At 72.4% G+C, this 14,502-nt stretch carries 13 protein-coding genes, 1 tRNA gene and 1 pseudogene; 13 read left to right on the top strand and 2 right to left on the bottom strand.

What is annotated here, in order from left to right:
- The first annotated feature begins 61 nt into the window (after positions 1–61).
- From ACIQOE_RS06150 to ACIQOE_RS06105, 10 genes are all read left to right on the top strand, one after another.
- Positions 62–1,186, top strand: a complete 1,125-nt coding sequence (locus ACIQOE_RS06150; RefSeq protein ID WP_362646766.1) for a TIGR03364 family FAD-dependent oxidoreductase — start codon at positions 62–64, stop codon at positions 1,184–1,186.
- A 5-nt stretch (positions 1,187–1,191) separates the two neighbouring features.
- Positions 1,192–1,875: a phosphonatase-like hydrolase gene (locus ACIQOE_RS06145; RefSeq protein WP_351323018.1), complete on the top strand. Its 684-nt coding sequence runs from the start codon at positions 1,192–1,194 to the stop codon at positions 1,873–1,875.
- Positions 1,872–2,924: an ABC transporter ATP-binding protein gene (locus ACIQOE_RS06140; protein WP_362646760.1), complete on the top strand. Its 1,053-nt coding sequence runs from the start codon at positions 1,872–1,874 to the stop codon at positions 2,922–2,924. Before ACIQOE_RS06145 ends, ACIQOE_RS06140 begins: the two co-directional genes overlap by 4 nt.
- A gap of 22 nt (positions 2,925–2,946) precedes the next feature.
- Positions 2,947–3,756: a 2-aminoethylphosphonate ABC transporter permease subunit gene (locus tag ACIQOE_RS06135; RefSeq protein ID WP_351323141.1), complete on the top strand. Its 810-nt coding sequence runs from the start codon at positions 2,947–2,949 to the stop codon at positions 3,754–3,756.
- Positions 3,743–4,540 carry an ABC transporter permease subunit gene (locus ACIQOE_RS06130; protein ID WP_351323020.1) on the top strand — a complete coding sequence of 266 codons (798 nt, stop codon included), beginning with the start codon at positions 3,743–3,745 and terminating at the stop codon, positions 4,538–4,540. Before ACIQOE_RS06135 ends, ACIQOE_RS06130 begins: the two co-directional genes overlap by 14 nt.
- 51 nt (positions 4,541–4,591) lie before the next feature.
- Complete coding sequence (locus ACIQOE_RS06125; RefSeq protein WP_401409878.1) at positions 4,592–5,647, top strand: 2-aminoethylphosphonate ABC transporter substrate-binding protein; 1,056 nt, start codon at positions 4,592–4,594, stop codon at positions 5,645–5,647.
- A 97-nt stretch (positions 5,648–5,744) separates the two neighbouring features.
- Positions 5,745–7,238 (top strand): alkaline phosphatase family protein, encoded by a 1,494-nt coding sequence (locus tag ACIQOE_RS06120; RefSeq protein WP_401409876.1) that lies wholly within the window; start codon positions 5,745–5,747, stop codon positions 7,236–7,238.
- A 78-nt stretch (positions 7,239–7,316) separates the two neighbouring features.
- Positions 7,317–8,096 carry an HAD-IIA family hydrolase gene (locus tag ACIQOE_RS06115; protein WP_351323023.1) on the top strand — a complete coding sequence of 260 codons (780 nt, stop codon included), beginning with the start codon at positions 7,317–7,319 and terminating at the stop codon, positions 8,094–8,096.
- 215 nt (positions 8,097–8,311) lie between these two features.
- Positions 8,312–8,764 carry a hypothetical protein gene (locus ACIQOE_RS06110; protein WP_401409874.1) on the top strand — a complete coding sequence of 151 codons (453 nt, stop codon included), beginning with the start codon at positions 8,312–8,314 and terminating at the stop codon, positions 8,762–8,764.
- Positions 8,765–8,779: 15 nt separating this feature from the next.
- Positions 8,780–9,451 (top strand): class F sortase, encoded by a 672-nt coding sequence (locus ACIQOE_RS06105; RefSeq protein ID WP_351323025.1) that lies wholly within the window; start codon positions 8,780–8,782, stop codon positions 9,449–9,451.
- Positions 9,452–9,928: 477 nt separating this feature from the next.
- Here the strand turns inward: ACIQOE_RS06105 and ACIQOE_RS06100 are convergent.
- Positions 9,929–10,588 (bottom strand): annotated as a pseudogene (locus ACIQOE_RS06100) (glycosyl transferase); the annotation flags it as partial.
- Positions 10,589–10,931: 343 nt separating this feature from the next.
- Positions 10,932–11,005, bottom strand: a tRNA-Lys gene (locus ACIQOE_RS06095).
- A gap of 185 nt (positions 11,006–11,190) precedes the next feature.
- Here ACIQOE_RS06095 and ACIQOE_RS06090 point away from each other — a divergent pair.
- The 3 genes from ACIQOE_RS06090 to ACIQOE_RS06080 all read left to right on the top strand — a co-directional run bounded on the left by ACIQOE_RS06090 (position 11,191) and on the right by ACIQOE_RS06080 (position 14,392).
- A complete protein-coding gene (locus tag ACIQOE_RS06090; protein ID WP_362646736.1) occupies positions 11,191–12,492 on the top strand; it encodes a peptidoglycan-binding protein in 1,302 nt (433 codons plus the stop codon).
- 49 nt (positions 12,493–12,541) lie between these two features.
- Positions 12,542–13,672 carry an SPFH domain-containing protein gene (locus tag ACIQOE_RS06085; protein ID WP_351323027.1) on the top strand — a complete coding sequence of 377 codons (1,131 nt, stop codon included), beginning with the start codon at positions 12,542–12,544 and terminating at the stop codon, positions 13,670–13,672.
- Positions 13,673–13,786: 114 nt separating this feature from the next.
- On the top strand, positions 13,787–14,392 hold the full coding sequence (locus ACIQOE_RS06080) for a lytic polysaccharide monooxygenase (protein ID WP_351323028.1): 606 nt from the start codon (positions 13,787–13,789) through the stop codon (positions 14,390–14,392).
- Positions 14,393–14,502: the final 110 nt, after the last annotated feature.

Here is a 14,502-nt window from a genome sequence, read left to right as displayed (position 1 = left end):
TTCACGCTTTCGTTGTCAGCCGGTCCCTTCCGGTTCCCCCATTGCGAGGAGCGTTGCCGTCGTGAGAGTGACAGTCGTTGGAGCAGGCGTGGTGGGCACCATGCACGCCTGGCAGGCAGTGGAACGCGGCCACGAGGTCGTCCAGATCGAGCGCGAGGCCGAGGCCCGCGGCGCCTCGCTGCGCAACTTCGGGCAGATCTGGGTGAGCGGGCGCGCGGGCGGTGAGGAACTGGAGACCGCCCTGCGGGCCCGGGAGATGTGGGAGGAGATCGGCGCCCGGGTGCCCGCGCTCGGCTTCCGCGCCAACGGGTCGCTGACCCCGGTGCGCGGCGCCCACGAGCTCGCCGTCGCCGAGGCCGCCGTGGCCCGCCAGGACGCGGCCGCCCGCGGCCACAAGCTGCTCACGCCCGCCGAGGCCCGCGCCCTGAACCCCGCCCTGCGCGGCGAGTTCGACGCGGCCCTGTACTGCGAGCGGGACGCGGCCGTCGAGCCCCGCACCGCCCAGCTCGCCCTCCGCGCCGAGCTGCTGAGGTCGCCGAACTACACCTTCCTGCCGGGCCGCGAGGTCCGCGAGGTGACCGGCCCGGGAACGGTCCGCGACGACCACGGCGACGTCCACCACGCCGACGCCGTCGTCCTGTGCACCGGCGCCTGGCTCGGCGGCCTGGTCCGCGAACTCGCCGGCCCCGGTCTGCCGGTGCGCCGGGTCCGGCTCCAGATGATGCAGACCGACCCGCTCGGCGAACCCCTGCCCACCTCGGTCGCCGACGCCGACAGCTTCCGCTACTACCCGGCCTACGCCTCCCCGGCCCTGGACGCCCTCAACGCCGGGCGGCCGCAGGCCACGACCGCGGCCGTGCACCGCATGCAGCTGCTGATGGTGCAGCGCGCCGACGGCGGCCTGACCATCGGCGACACCCACGAGTACGAACACCCCTTCGCCTTCGACACCGTCGAGGAGCCCTACGAGCACCTCACCGGCGTCGTCGAGTCCCTGCTCGGCCGGCCGCTGCCGCGCGTCCGGCGCCGCTGGGCCGGGGTGTACGCGCAGTGCACCGACACCACCCGGGTGGTGCACCGGCAGGAGCTGGCCGACGGGGTGTGGCTGGTCACCGGGCCCGGCGGGCGCGGCATGACCTGCTCGCCCGCGATAGCCGAGACGACCGCGAACGAACTGGGCTGGTGAGAGAGATGACCGACATGACAGAGAAGACCGAAGACATCCGGCTCGTCGTGCTCGACATGGCGGGCACGACCGTCGCCGACGGCGGGCTCGTCGAGCAGGCGTTCACGGCGGCCGCCCGCCACCTGGGCGCCGACCCCGGCCAGATGATCGACTACGTCCGCGCCACCATGGGCGAGTCCAAGATCTCCGTCTTCCGGCACCTGTTCGGGGACGAAGGCCGCGCCCAGGAGGCCAACCGGGCCTTCGAGGCGGCCTACGCGGACCTCGTCGACGGCGGCCGGGTGCACGCGCTGCCGGGCGCCCGGGAGACCATCGAGAAGCTCCAGGCGGACGGCCGAACCGTCGTCCTCACCACCGGGTTCGCCCGCGCCACCCAGGACGCCATCCTCGGCGCCCTCGGCTGGCGGCACCTGGTCCCGCTCACCCTGTGCCCCGCCGACGCCGGGGGCCGCGGGCGGCCCTACCCCGACATGGTCCTCACCGCGCTGCTGCGCACCGCCGCCGCCGACGACGTCCGCCAGGTCGCCGTCGTCGGCGACACCTCCTACGACATGCTCACCGGCGTCCGCGCCGGAGCGGGCCTGGTCGCCGGCGTGCTGACCGGTGCGCACGACGCGCCGGCACTGCGCGCGGCCGGCGCCACCCACGTCCTGGACTCCGTCGCGGGTCTGCCGGGAGTCCTCGGATGACCAGCGGCATCCGCTTCGACTCCGTCACGGTCGCCTACGACGGGAACGTCGTCCTCGACTCCCTGGACCTCACCGTCGCCCCCGGCGAGGTGATGGCCCTGCTCGGGCCGTCCGGGTCCGGCAAGACCACCGCGCTGCGGGCGGTCGCCGGGTTCGTACGGCCCGCCTCCGGGCGGGTGTTCCTCGGCGACCGTGACGTGACCGATCTGCCGCCGTACCGGCGGGGGATCGGGATGGTCGTCCAGCAGTACGCGCTCTTCCCGCACCTGCGGGTCGCCGACAACGTCGCCTTCGGCCTCAAGGCCCGCCGGACCCCCAGGGGCGAGATCCGCGAACGGGTCGCCGAGGCACTGGAGATGACCGGGATGGCGGCGTACGGGCGCCGCTATCCGCGGGAGCTGTCCGGCGGGCAGCAGCAACGGGTGGCCATCGCGCGGGCGCTGGCCATCCGGCCCGAGGTACTGCTCCTGGACGAGCCGCTGTCCGCGCTCGACGCGCAGCTGCGGTCCGGGATGCTCGCCGAACTCGCCCGGCTCCACCGCGAGCTGCCGGACGTCTCCATCCTGTACGTCACCCACGACCAGGTCGAGGCGCTGACGCTGGCGGACCGGATCGCGGTGATGGACACGGCGCGGCTGCGGGCCTGCGGGACACCGGCCGAGCTGTACCGGGCGCCCGCCGACGCGTTCACCGCGTCCTTCGTCGGCGGGGCGAACCTGCTGCCGGTGACCGTCGCGGCGGACGGCGTCGACTTCGCCGGAGCCGCGGTGAAGGTGGCCACGGGCGGTGCCGTCGCCGGGGCGCGGGCCACGCTGTGCGTGCGGCCGCATCTGGTCGGGCTGGGCCGGGGGCCCAACCAACTCACCGGTGTCGTCCGGGAGATCCAGTGGCGGGGGGCCACGCACCGGCTCCACGTCGACGTGGACGGGCACGTGGTGATGGCCGATCTGCGGGAGCTGAGGGATCCGCCCGGGTTCGGGGACGCGGTGAGTCTGCATTTCGCGCCGGAGGATGCGGTGTTGCTGCCCGCGGGGGTCGGCCGTGACTGAGGTCGTCTCCCGGGTGCGGGTGATGCGTGGCTGGTCGCGCCGCTCCCCGCGCCCCTTCCGGGGCGCGTTGATCCTGCCGCCTGTTGCGCTGCTCGGTCTGTTCTTCCTCTATCCGCTCGTCCTCGTCGTCCGGCAGTCGCTGCAGCCGGACACCGGGGGGACGTCCTTCCAGGCGTACGCCGACGTCTTCGCCTCCGACTCGTTCCGCACCGCGCTGTGGACGACCGTCTGGATCGCCGTCTCCTCCACCGTCGGGTGCATGGTCCTCGGGTTCGTGCTCGCCCTGATCATCGCCTTCGTCCCCTTCCCCGGCGCGAAGGCCGTCGCCCGCTTCGTCGACGTCTACCTCTCCTTCCCCTCCTTCCTCATCACCCTCGCCCTGCTCTTCATCTACGGCACGACCGGGATCATCGGATCGTTCCAGTTCCTCACCACGCCCTGGGGCGTGCTGCTGGCCGAGGTCACCTACTTCACGCCGTTCGTGATGCGGCCGCTGCTCGCCGCGTTCTCCCAGCTCGACACCGCGCAGCTGGAGGCCGCGTCGAGCCTGGGGGCGCGGGCGCCGCGGATCGTGCGGCAGGTGATCCTCCCCGAGGCGCTGCCCGCGCTGGCCGCCGGCGGGAGCCTGGTGCTCGTGCTGTGCCTCAACGAGTTCGGGATCGTGCTGTTCACCGGCGCCAAGGGGGTCACCACCCTGCCGATGCTCGTCTACAGCAAGGCGATCCTGGAGTCCGACTACCCGGGCGCCTGCGTCGTCGCCGTCGTCAACGTCCTGATCTCCGTGGGCCTCTACGGCCTCTACCGGGTGGTGAGCCGTCGTGCTGGTGCATAGCCGCAAGACCCGATGGGCGGTGTGGGCGCTGTTCCTCGTCCTCTTCCTGCCGCTCTTCGCCCTCCCGCTCCTCGTCGTCCTCGGCGCCTCCTTCGCCACCCACTGGTCCGGCGCCCTGCCGTCCGGGGCGACCCTCGGCAACTTCCGTTCCGCGACCCGCGGCGACGCCCTCCAGGCCCTCACCACCAGCCTCGTCACCGCCGTCACCGCGAGCGTGCTCGCGCTGGCCGTCGGCACCTGGGCCGCGCTCGCCGCCCACGCCCTCGGCAGGCGCGGCAAGGCCCTGGTCGACACCCTGTTCGTGCTGCCGGTCGCCGTGCCCTCGGTGGTGGTCGGACTGTCGCTCCTGGTGGCCTTCTCCCGACCGCCGATGCTGCTCAACGGCACCCGGTGGATCGTGATCCTCGCCCACACCGTGCTGGTGGCCGCCTTCGCCCACCAGTCGGTGTCGGCCGCCGTCACCCGCCTCGACCCGGCCTACGAACAGGCCGCCGCCTCCCTCGGCGCCCGGCCCGCCTACGTGCTCTGGCGGGTCCGGCTGCCGCTCCTGCTGCCCTCCCTGACCGCCGCCGCGGGCCTCTGCTTCGCCCTCTCCATGGGCGAGCTGAGCGCCACGATGATGCTCTATCCGCCCGACTGGACCACGCTTCCCGTCCTGATCTACTCGGCCACCGACCGCGGCGCCCTGTTCGCCGGCTCCGCCCTCGCGGTGGTCCTCATGACGGCGACCCTGATCGCCCTGTTCGCCGTCTCCCGCGTCCGCAACCGAGCTTCGTACCGCTGATCACCGTTCGCTGATCCGAAGTCACCACCGATGCAAGGAGTTCGCCTCGCCATGCCCAGAAACACGCTCAAGATCGCCATAGCCGTCTCCCTCCTCGCCACCCCGCTGCTCTCCGCCTGCGGCGGCTCCTCGGCCGCCGCCGACGAGAAGGTCGTCACCGTCTACAGCGCCGACGGCCTCAAGGGCGAGAACAACGACGGCTGGTACGACAAGGTCTTCGCCGACTTCCAGAAGCAGACCGGCATCAAGGTCAAGTACGTCGAGGGCGGCTCCGGCGAGGTCGTGCAGCGCGCCCTGCGGGAGAAGAGCAACACCCAGGCCGACGTCCTGGTCACCCTCCCGCCCTTCGTCCAGCAGGCCGACAGCAAGGGCCTGCTGCAGAAGTACGAGCCGAAGGACTCGGAGCTGGTCAGCGGCGGCGACAAGGCCGCCGACGGCACCTGGACCTCCGTCGTCAACAACTACTTCGGCTTCGTCTACAACAAGAAGGAGCTGAAGCAGGCCCCGACCACCTGGGAGCAGCTCCTCGACGGCTCGTACAAGAACAAGCTCCAGTACTCCACGCCCGGTGTCGCCGGCGACGGAACCGCCGTCCTGATCAAGGCGATGCACGACTTCAGCGGGCAGCAGCAGGCGCTGGACTACCTGAAGAAGCTCCAGGCCAACAACGTCGGACCGTCCGCCTCCACCGGCAAGCTCGCCCCCAAGGTGGACAAGGGCGAACTGCTGGTCGCCAACGGCGACGTGCAGATGAACTACGCCCAGTCCAAGACCATGCCGAACCTCGGCATCTGGTTCCCGGCCGCCCAGGGCGGCAAGCCCACCACCTTCGCGCTGCCGTACGCGGCCGGCCTGCTCACCGGCGCCCCGCACACCGAGAACGGCAAGAAGCTCCTCGACTTCATGCTCGCGCAGAAGCAGCAGCAGGAGGTCAGTTCGATCGGCGGCGGCTTCAGCGCCCGCACCGACGTCAAGGCCGTCGACGCCAACGCCATCGCGCTGACCAAGCTCATGGACGGCGTCGACGTCTTCTCGCCGGACTGGAACGACGTGGACAAGAACCTCACCTCCTACGTCGAGGCCTGGAAGTCCGCCACCGGCAGCTGAACCCTCCCGCACGACCGTCGACGCCCCTGGAACCACCGGGGGCGTCGGCGTGCCCGCACCGCGCACCTGCCCGCACCCCCCCGCTACGGAGGACCCCGTGTCGTACCGCGTGTCCCGTCGCACCTTCCTCGTCTCCGCCGCCGCGGTCGCCGCCACCGCCGGCCCGCTCGCCGCCGTGGCCCGTGCCGCCGCCCGCACCCCCAAGGTCCTGGTCATCGGCCTCGACGGCTGCCTGCTCAGCCGGATCAAGGACGCCGACGCCCCGAACCTCGACGCCCTGACCGCGGCCGGCCTCACCGCGCCCAGCAGCATCTACGCCGACCCGCTCGCCCCGACCCTGTCCGGCCCCGGCTGGTCCACGATCATCACCGGTGTCTGGCCCGACAAGCACAACGTCAAGGACAACACCCTCAGCGGCAACAAGTTTCCCCAGTACCCGGACTTCCTCACCCGGATCGAGACCGCCAGGCCCGCCCTGTCGACGTACGCCGTCTCCTCCTGGGCACCGATCACCGACACCGTCTTCTCGGCGAAGGTCGACACCCGGGTCTCCACACCGAGCGCCGAGTACGACACCGGGACCGCCTCGCGCGCCGTCGCCGTGCTCAAGAACGGCAACCCGGACGCCGTCTTCGTCCAGCTCGACAACGTCGACCACGCCGGGCACAGCTACGGCGCCGCCTCCCAGCAGTACCTGGACGCCATCCACGGCGTCGACGCCCAGGTGGGTCAGATGGTGGCCGCGCTCACGTCCCGCGCGACCTACGCGAACGAGGACTGGCTGGTCATGGTCACCGCCGACCACGGCCACACCGACCCCGGCGGCCACGGCGGCTCCACCCTCCAGGAACGCCAGACCTTCATGATCGCCACCGGTTCGGCGCTCGCCGCCGGTTCCGTCCGGTACGACGTGAAGATGCCGGACGTCGCCGCCTCCGCCCTCGCCCACCTCGGCGTCGCCATCGACCCGGCCTGGGGCCTGGACGGCCGCCCGGTCCAGCAGCCCACGCCGGACGCCTTCGACGGCCTGCGCGGCCGGCTGCAGTCCCGCGTCGACGAGACCGGCATCGCCGCCTCCGTCCTCGGCTTCACCCACACCCCGCCCGCCGGCTGGTCCGTCGACAACTCCGCGATGGGCACCGGCGGCGTCACAGAGTGGCGCGGCTGGTCCTTCACCACCGACGAGTTCTGGACCCAGGCCCAGCGCGACCAGAACCGCGAGTGCAACGTCCGCGCCCGGGGCGTCTTCGCGGTCGCCGACGGCGACGAGTGGAACGACAAGGCCGTCACCGGCACCTTCGACTCCACGCTGGTCAGCCCGGCCTACCCGGTCACCGGCGGCCGCACCGCCACCCTCACCTACACCACCTTCTACCGGCAGGAGTCCCCGCAGAAGGGCGAGGTCCTCGTCTCCTACGACGGCGCCGCCCCCGTCTCCGTGCGGACCTACACCGCCGACGTGCCCTCCCGCACCGAGACCGTCACCCTCCAGGTCCCCGCCGGCGCCACCACCGCCCGGATCCGCTTCCGCTACACCGGAGGCAACAACTGGTACTGGGTGATCGACGGGGTCGCTCTCACGCAGTCCTGACTAGGCTGGGGGCGTCGGTACGCCGTGGTTCCGGCGCCCCCAGCCCACGCACGCCCCGCACGCCAGGAGACGCACCACATGGCAGACCGCAAGCCCATCGAGTCGTGGCTCACCGACATGGACGGCGTCCTCATCCACGAGGGTGTCCCGATCCCCGGGGCCGACGCCTTCCTGAAGAAGCTGCGGGACTCCGAGCGGCCCTTCCTGGTCCTGACGAACAACTCCATCTACACCGCCCGGGACCTGCACGCGCGGCTGCGCCGGATGGGCCTGGACGTGCCGGTGGACAACATCTGGACCTCGGCCCTGGCCACCGCCCAGTTCCTGGACGACCAGCGGCCCGGCGGCAGCGCCTACGTCATCGGCGAGGCGGGCCTGACCACCGCGCTGCACGACATCGGCTACATCCTCACCGACCACGAGCCCGACTTCGTGATCCTCGGCGAGACCCGCACGTACTCCTTCGAGGCGCTCACCAAGGCCGTGCGCCTGATCAACGGCGGCGCCCGGTTCATCGCCACCAACCCCGACAACGTCGGCCCGTCCGCCGAGGGCGACCTGCCCGCCACCGGGTCGGTCGCCGCCCTGATCACCGCCGCGACCGGCAAGGAGCCGTACTTCGTCGGCAAGCCCAACCCGCTGATGATGCGGGCCGGGCTCAACGCGATCGGCGCCCACTCGGAGACCTCCGCGATGATCGGCGACCGGATGGACACCGACGTCCTCGCGGGCCTGGAGGCCGGCATGCGCACCTTCCTGGTGCTGTCCGGCGTCACCCAGCCGGCCGACGTCGACCGCCACCCGTTCCGGCCCTCCGAGGTCGTGGACTCGATCGCGGACCTCGTCGACCGGATCTGACCAGGTCAGACCCGCCCGTCCCAAACCTGATCTCACCCGTACGGAGCAACAAGGCGCCCCCCGAGGATGCGGGGGCGCCCCGTGCGGGGGAGCCTCCAGATATCTGGAGGTTCACGATGGGCTCATTTCGCCTCACTCTCTGTACCGGACTCCTGGCCTGCGCGGCCGGCCTCTCCCCGACGGCCGCCCGAGCCGCGGACGGCCAGGGAGTCACCGTGACCCCGGCCTCCCCGGCCCCGGGCTCGGTGGTGGCCCTGCGGGTGAGCGGCTGCTCCGGCACGACCGGCGCCGCCGCTTCGACGGCCTTCGTCTCGGACGCCCCCGTCAGCGGCTACGACGGCACCCTGACCGGGCAGAGCCAGGTCCGCTCCACGATCGGCGCCGGCGCCTACGACGTGAAGGTCACCTGCGGCGGCCAGGTCGTCACCGGCACCGTCACCGTCGTGGGACAGGCGGCCCTCGCGCAGCCGGACGGCTCCGGCGCGCTGCAGGCCACGCCGGTCGCGCCCGTGCACGCGGGCGGCGGCGGCACCGCCCCGTTCGCCTCGGTCGAGCCCCGCTCGACCGGTCCCGACACCGCGCAGGCGGTCACCGGTCTCGTTCTCGTCGGGTTCGCCGCGGCCGCAGTCGGGCTGCTGGGCGCCCGGCGGAGGCACGGCTCACGCTGAGGAGACGGCACGACGATGTCCGACGACGACACCGAACGACCCGCCGGTACCGGGCGGCTGCTGACCGGCGTGGCCTGGGCGATCCTGCTGCTCGGGCTCTGGCTGTGGGGCCGCGGGGTGACCGAGGTGCCCGACGGCATGTCCGGCCCCACCACGGGCGACGTGGCCGCGGTAGGCCGCCCCGTCGGCGCCGAACTACCGCCCGCCGCAGAGCCGTTGACTTCGGCGGCACCCGAGCGCATCGACATACCCGACCTGGGCGTGCAGGCTCCCGTGGTCGCCCGCGGCCTGGACGCCAAGGGCGGCATCGACCCGCCGCCCTTCGACCAGCCAGGCGTGGTCGGCTGGTACGGCTCCGGGACCGAACCGGGCGCGGCCGGCACCGCCATACTGGTCGGCCACGTCGACACCGAGACCCGGCCCGCGGTCTTCTACAAGCTCAGCGCCCTGCGCCCCGGCGAGACGATCCGCGTGGTCCGCACCGACGGCACGGTGGCCCGGTTCACCGTGGACGACGTACGGGTCCTGCCGCGCGACCACTTCGACGCCCGACAGGCCTACGGCGCACGCGAGTCGGGCCGTGCCGAACTCCGGCTGATCACCTGCGGCGGCACCTTCGACCGGACCAGCCACAGCTACACGGCGAACGTGGTCGTCTCCGCCTACCTCACCGGAACCAGCACGTGAACCGCGTGTGATCCGCACCGGACGCACCTGGCCCGGTCGGCAGTCCGCTCCCCTGAGACCGCCGGCCGGGCCGGCCCTCGACCGCGCGCGCTCGGGCTGCGGGAGTAACCCGGCGGCTGGCGCGGGAGGCTGGGAAGCACGACGGGGGCCGGGCCACCCGCAAGCGACTCTAGAGGGGAACCGGCGCCCGGGCCTAGGTTCACGCCCGCCCTGCCTCCTCCCCGCGGTCCCCGGCCGGTGACGACTCCCGGCCGAGACCGGGCGAACTCGTGGCGAGTGCGGCGGGTATGTCACGATTGGGGCCTGGTCGGGTACAGCCAGGGGGGAATCGGATGGACGACGGCAGGGGGGCCGGGCCGCCGGCCTGGGCGTGGGCACTGGGAGCGGCGCTGCTGCTCGCCGGCTGTTCCCCGGGCGCCGGCGGCGACGACCGTCCGGGACCCGCGGATCCGGGCGCGGCGATCACCCAGCGGCCCGGCGCGCGCAGACCTGCTTCACCTCCGGATCGTCGCCCTCGTCGAGCAGCCAGACGTGCAGCAGTCCCCGGTGGCGCAGCCGGACCGCGGCCTCCAGGGTCCGGGTGACCATGTCCAGCGGTTCCTTGCCGGGCACGAACGTGGTGACGAACGCGACCCGGGTGCCGGTCTCCGGGACCACCGGGACCGGGTCGCGGGCCACCAGGGTGGCGTGCGCGTTGGACAGCACGTTCAGGCAGCGGAAGAGCTCGATCAGGCCGATCGACACCAGCATCACGACGTCCAGGGCCGGCAGGAAGCCGTGGGCCGGGTGGTCGCGGTGCGTCCAGTGCTCGGGCCGCAGCAGCCAGGCCAGCAGCACCAGCGAGAGCAGCGGGGCGGCGCCCAGCATCAGGGCGGCGCGCAGGCGGTGCGGCTCCTGGGAGAGCAGCGAGCGGTACCGCACCCGGTACGGCGTGCCCGGGGCGGGCTCGGTGAGGGGGCCGGCGAGCCTGCTGTAGTGCTCGTAGTCGTAGCGGGGCGGTGTCCTCCCGTGCCGGTGATGGGCGCCGGTGGTGCCCCGCTGCACCGGTATGCGGAGCTGCGCGGTCCGTGACGGGTCGTACGGATCGGACGGGTCGTGTTCCTGCTCCTGGCGGGCGCCCGTCGGCGTCGACGTCATGAGTCATTCCCCCCACACGCGCGGATCGGCGCGTGTCTGTCGGTCTCACCGCCGCCGGCCGGATCCCCCTCGATCGGGCCGGGGCCGTCCATCAATCCCCCCAAGTGCCGTGAATCGTCGGCACTTTGGGCATCCAGGGTTCTACGGTGCCGAGCATGATCGCAAGAGCGAAACACGGTGTTTACCGGTCATAGGTGTTCATTGTGGAATCTCTGGTGAGGGAGTGGAACGACCGTGTTGGTAATTGACAAAACGGTGCACTTGCTGTCGAAGTAGCCGGGTGCGATCCGTGGGGTCTATGCCAGAAGGCCCTCCGCGATGCGGAGGGCCTTCTGGGTGTCTGTGCGCCGCCAGGGACTCGAACCCCGGACCCGCTGATTAAGAGTCAGCTGCTCTAACCAACTGAGCTAGCGGCGCCTGCTGACAGGAGAACTCTACCCGACGTGCGGCGGTGCTCCGGACCGGCGGCCACCGGAGGGACCCCCGTCCGCCCCCTGCCGTACATCATTCGGACCGTCAGCATGCGCACCGGGACGACAGTTGGGAAAGTGATTAATGTGCACAGTCCCGGACATATCCACCTGAAGTGTGAGGGGAATCGCATGCCGGCCCCCGTATTCGAGGAATTCGACCCCGCGAACGACTGCGAATGCCCCGGATGCGTCCACTGGCGGCGGGTCGGCCCGTACCCGCTGCCCGGACGCTTCGGCGGTCACCCGGCCGCCCGGGGAGTCCTGGTCGTGGCCGCCGCCGCGTCCGCCGCCCTCGCCGCGAGCGCCCCCACGGCCGCCGCCCACAGCACCCCGCCCGCCCCGCACCGCCCCGCCGCCCCCGCGGACGGCGAGCCGGACACCCCGCAGGGTGCGAAATCACCCCTGCACGGCCCCGCAGGCAAACCCGTCCACGGCCCCGTCACCACGCCCCCCATCACCCGTACTGAGATCATCAACCGGGCCAAGACCTGGGTCACCGCCAAGGTGCCCTACAGCATGTCCCTCTACTGGACGGACGGGTACCGGCAGGACTGCTCCGGCTACGTCTCGATGGCCTGGGGGCTGACCGGGAACGAGTGGACGGGCAGCCTCGGCCAGTTCGGCACGAAGATCACCAAGGAGGAGCTGCAACCCGGCGACATCCTGCTCTTCCACAACCCCGACAACCCCGAGAAGGGGTCCCACGTCGTGATCTTCGGCGGCTGGACGGACTACACGCACACCGCCTACACGGCGTACGAGCAGACGCCCCCGAACGCCCGCCGCCAGTCCACGCCGTACGCCTACTGGAGCAACTCGGCCAAGTACGTCCCCTACCGCTACAAGGGCCTGGCCACCGACCCCGGCGCGTCCGGCGCCCAGGCCGGCAAGACGGCGGTGCCCTATCCGGGCGCGGCCTACTTCGGGCCCGGCGCCGACAACAAGTACGTCACCCTGCTCGGCCGGCTGCTGATCACCCGGGGCGCCGGCGCCCACTACAGCAAGGGCCCCGGACCGGTCTGGGGCACCGCGGACCAGCAGGCCACCCGCGCCTTCCAGCTCGCCCAGGGCTGGACCGGCTCGGCCGCCGACGGTCTGCCCGGCCCGCGCACCTGGGAACTCCTCGCCACCGGCAGGGGCCGGAACATCAAGCCCGCCACCACGCCCACGCCCGCCCCCGCCTCGCACGGGGTCCCGGGCTACCCCGGCAAGAACTACTTCCGGCCCGGCGCCGACAACGACTTCGTCACCCGGCTCGGCCGGCGGCTGGTCGAGAAGGGTTTCGGCCGCTTCTACACCGACGGACCGGGACCCGCCTGGGGCGAGGCGGACCGCAGGGCCGTCGAGGCCTTCCAGCGCACCCAGGGCTGGCGCGGCGGCGCGGCCGACGGCTACCCGGGGCCGGAGACCTGGCGCCGGCTGTTCCTGTAACGACCCGAACGATCACGTGACGCATCTGGCGCGGAGGCTGGAGGCAGGCATGAGCACGACGACCGCACACACCCCTGAATCGGACGATCCCCTGGACAGCGGGCCGCCCGCCCGGCCCGTCCCACGGCTGATCCAGAACGAGGCCACCACCGAGATCCCGGTCCACCTGCTGTTCCGCGACGACCCCGACCCGGTGTCGGTGCCGCTGCGGCCCGCCGTGGTCGGCCGCCGGCAGGGCACCGGCGAACAGCCCCGGCTGCGGCGGCCGGCCCCGGCCAAGCCACGGCCGGTCGCCGCCGTCGACCCCGAACTGGTGGAGCGCCCCGCCCGGGTGCTGCCCGGCGCGGCCGGGGTCGCCGCCGGGCTGGCCGGGACGGCCGGCGGGCTCGCCACGTCCTGGTGGGCCGGAGTGCTGCCGCCGCTCGCGGTGCACGCGCTGCGGCTTCCGGCGTACGCGGGCGCGGGGCTGGGCCCCGCGCAGTGGGCCGCGTACGCCGGGGCCGGCGCGCTCGGCCTGTTCGGCTTCGCCGGGCTCGCCCGCGGAGCGACCGGACGGGCCTGGGTGCTGGGCCTGTTCGGCCGCTACCGGGGGACGGTGCGGCGCACCGGCCTGCTCTGGGTCAACCCGCTGCTGCTGCGCCGCCGGGTCGACGTCCGGCTGCGGCACTGGCGCAGCGAGGAGATGCCGGCGGCGGACGGCAGCGGGGTCGCGCTGCGGGTCGTCGTCCTGGTGGTGTGGCGGGTGCGGGACACCGCGCGGGCGGTGCTCGGCCTCGACGACCACGAGACCTACCTGCGGGAGTGCGTGGAGGCGGCACTGGCGCGGGTGCCGGTGGAGGTGCCGGGCCGGACCCGAGGCTCGGTGGAGATGGCCACCGACGCGCTGACCCGGCTGGTCACGCGGGACGCCGCCGGGATCGGCCTGGAGGTGTTCTCCGTGCAGCCGGTACGGGTGGAGTACGCCCCGGAGGTAGCCGCGGCCATGCACCGGCGCCGGATCGCCGCGCTCGACGCCCAGCAGCGGTCCGGGATGCTCGCCTCCGTCGTGGACTCGGTCGAGGACACGGTGACCCGGCTGACCATGCGCGGCCTGGTCGAACTCGACGACTACGAGCGCAAGGTGCTGGTGCGCGACCTCACGGTGGCGTTCTGCTCGGGGCGTTCCGACTCCGCACCCTGACCGGCAGGGAACTGTCGTTGATATGGACACGGTCAACGGATGGCAATAATCTGTGACTTGGTCTAGACCTGCACGGCTCACAGAACCTCCCCCACGTTCTCCAGGAGCGGCAGCATGCGTAAACGGACCAAGATCTCGGCCGTCGTGCTCGGTGTGGCGACCGCCGGAGCCTTCGCGCTCTCCACCGGCGGTGCCAGCGGGCACGGCTACACCGACCTGCCCATCAGCAGGCAGAAGCTCTGCGCCAACGGCACCGTGGCCAACTGCGGCGACATCCAGTGGGAGCCGCAGAGCGTCGAGGGTCCGAAGGGCTTCCCGGCCTCCGGTCCCGCCGACGGCCAGCTCTGCAACGGCGGGGTGAGCCGGTTCGCCCAGCTCAGCTCGCCGACCAAGCCGGGCGGCGGCGCGTGGCCGACGACCAAGGTGACGGGCGGTCAGTCGTACACGTTCCGCTGGCAGTTCACGGCCATGCACGCGACGACCGACTTCAAGTACTACGTCACCAAGGCGGGCTGGAACCAGAACCACGCCCTCGCCCGTTCGGACCTCAACACCACCCCGTTCCTCACCGTCCCCTACAACGGCCAGCGCCCGCCGGCCACCCTCAGCCACAGCGGCACGCTGCCGTCGGGGCTGAGCGGTCACCACGTGATCCTGGCGGTCTGGACGATCGCCGACACGGGCAACGCGTTCTACGCCTGCTCCGACGTCACGTTCTGACCGGCACTGTTCGACGGCTGGGTAACATCCGGCTGGTCTGAGCTTCGCTTGAGGCCCCGCAGCAGCCCCCGGGGGTACGTTCCCGCACACGCCGGTCGGTCGGACCGGTG

The organism is Streptomyces sp. NPDC091282 (assembly GCF_044757385.1).
Taxonomy (GTDB): domain Bacteria; phylum Actinomycetota; class Actinomycetes; order Streptomycetales; family Streptomycetaceae; genus Streptomyces; species Streptomyces gramineus.
Note: the sequence above shows the minus strand (reverse complement) of the source record. Positions and strands in the feature narration are given on the sequence as shown.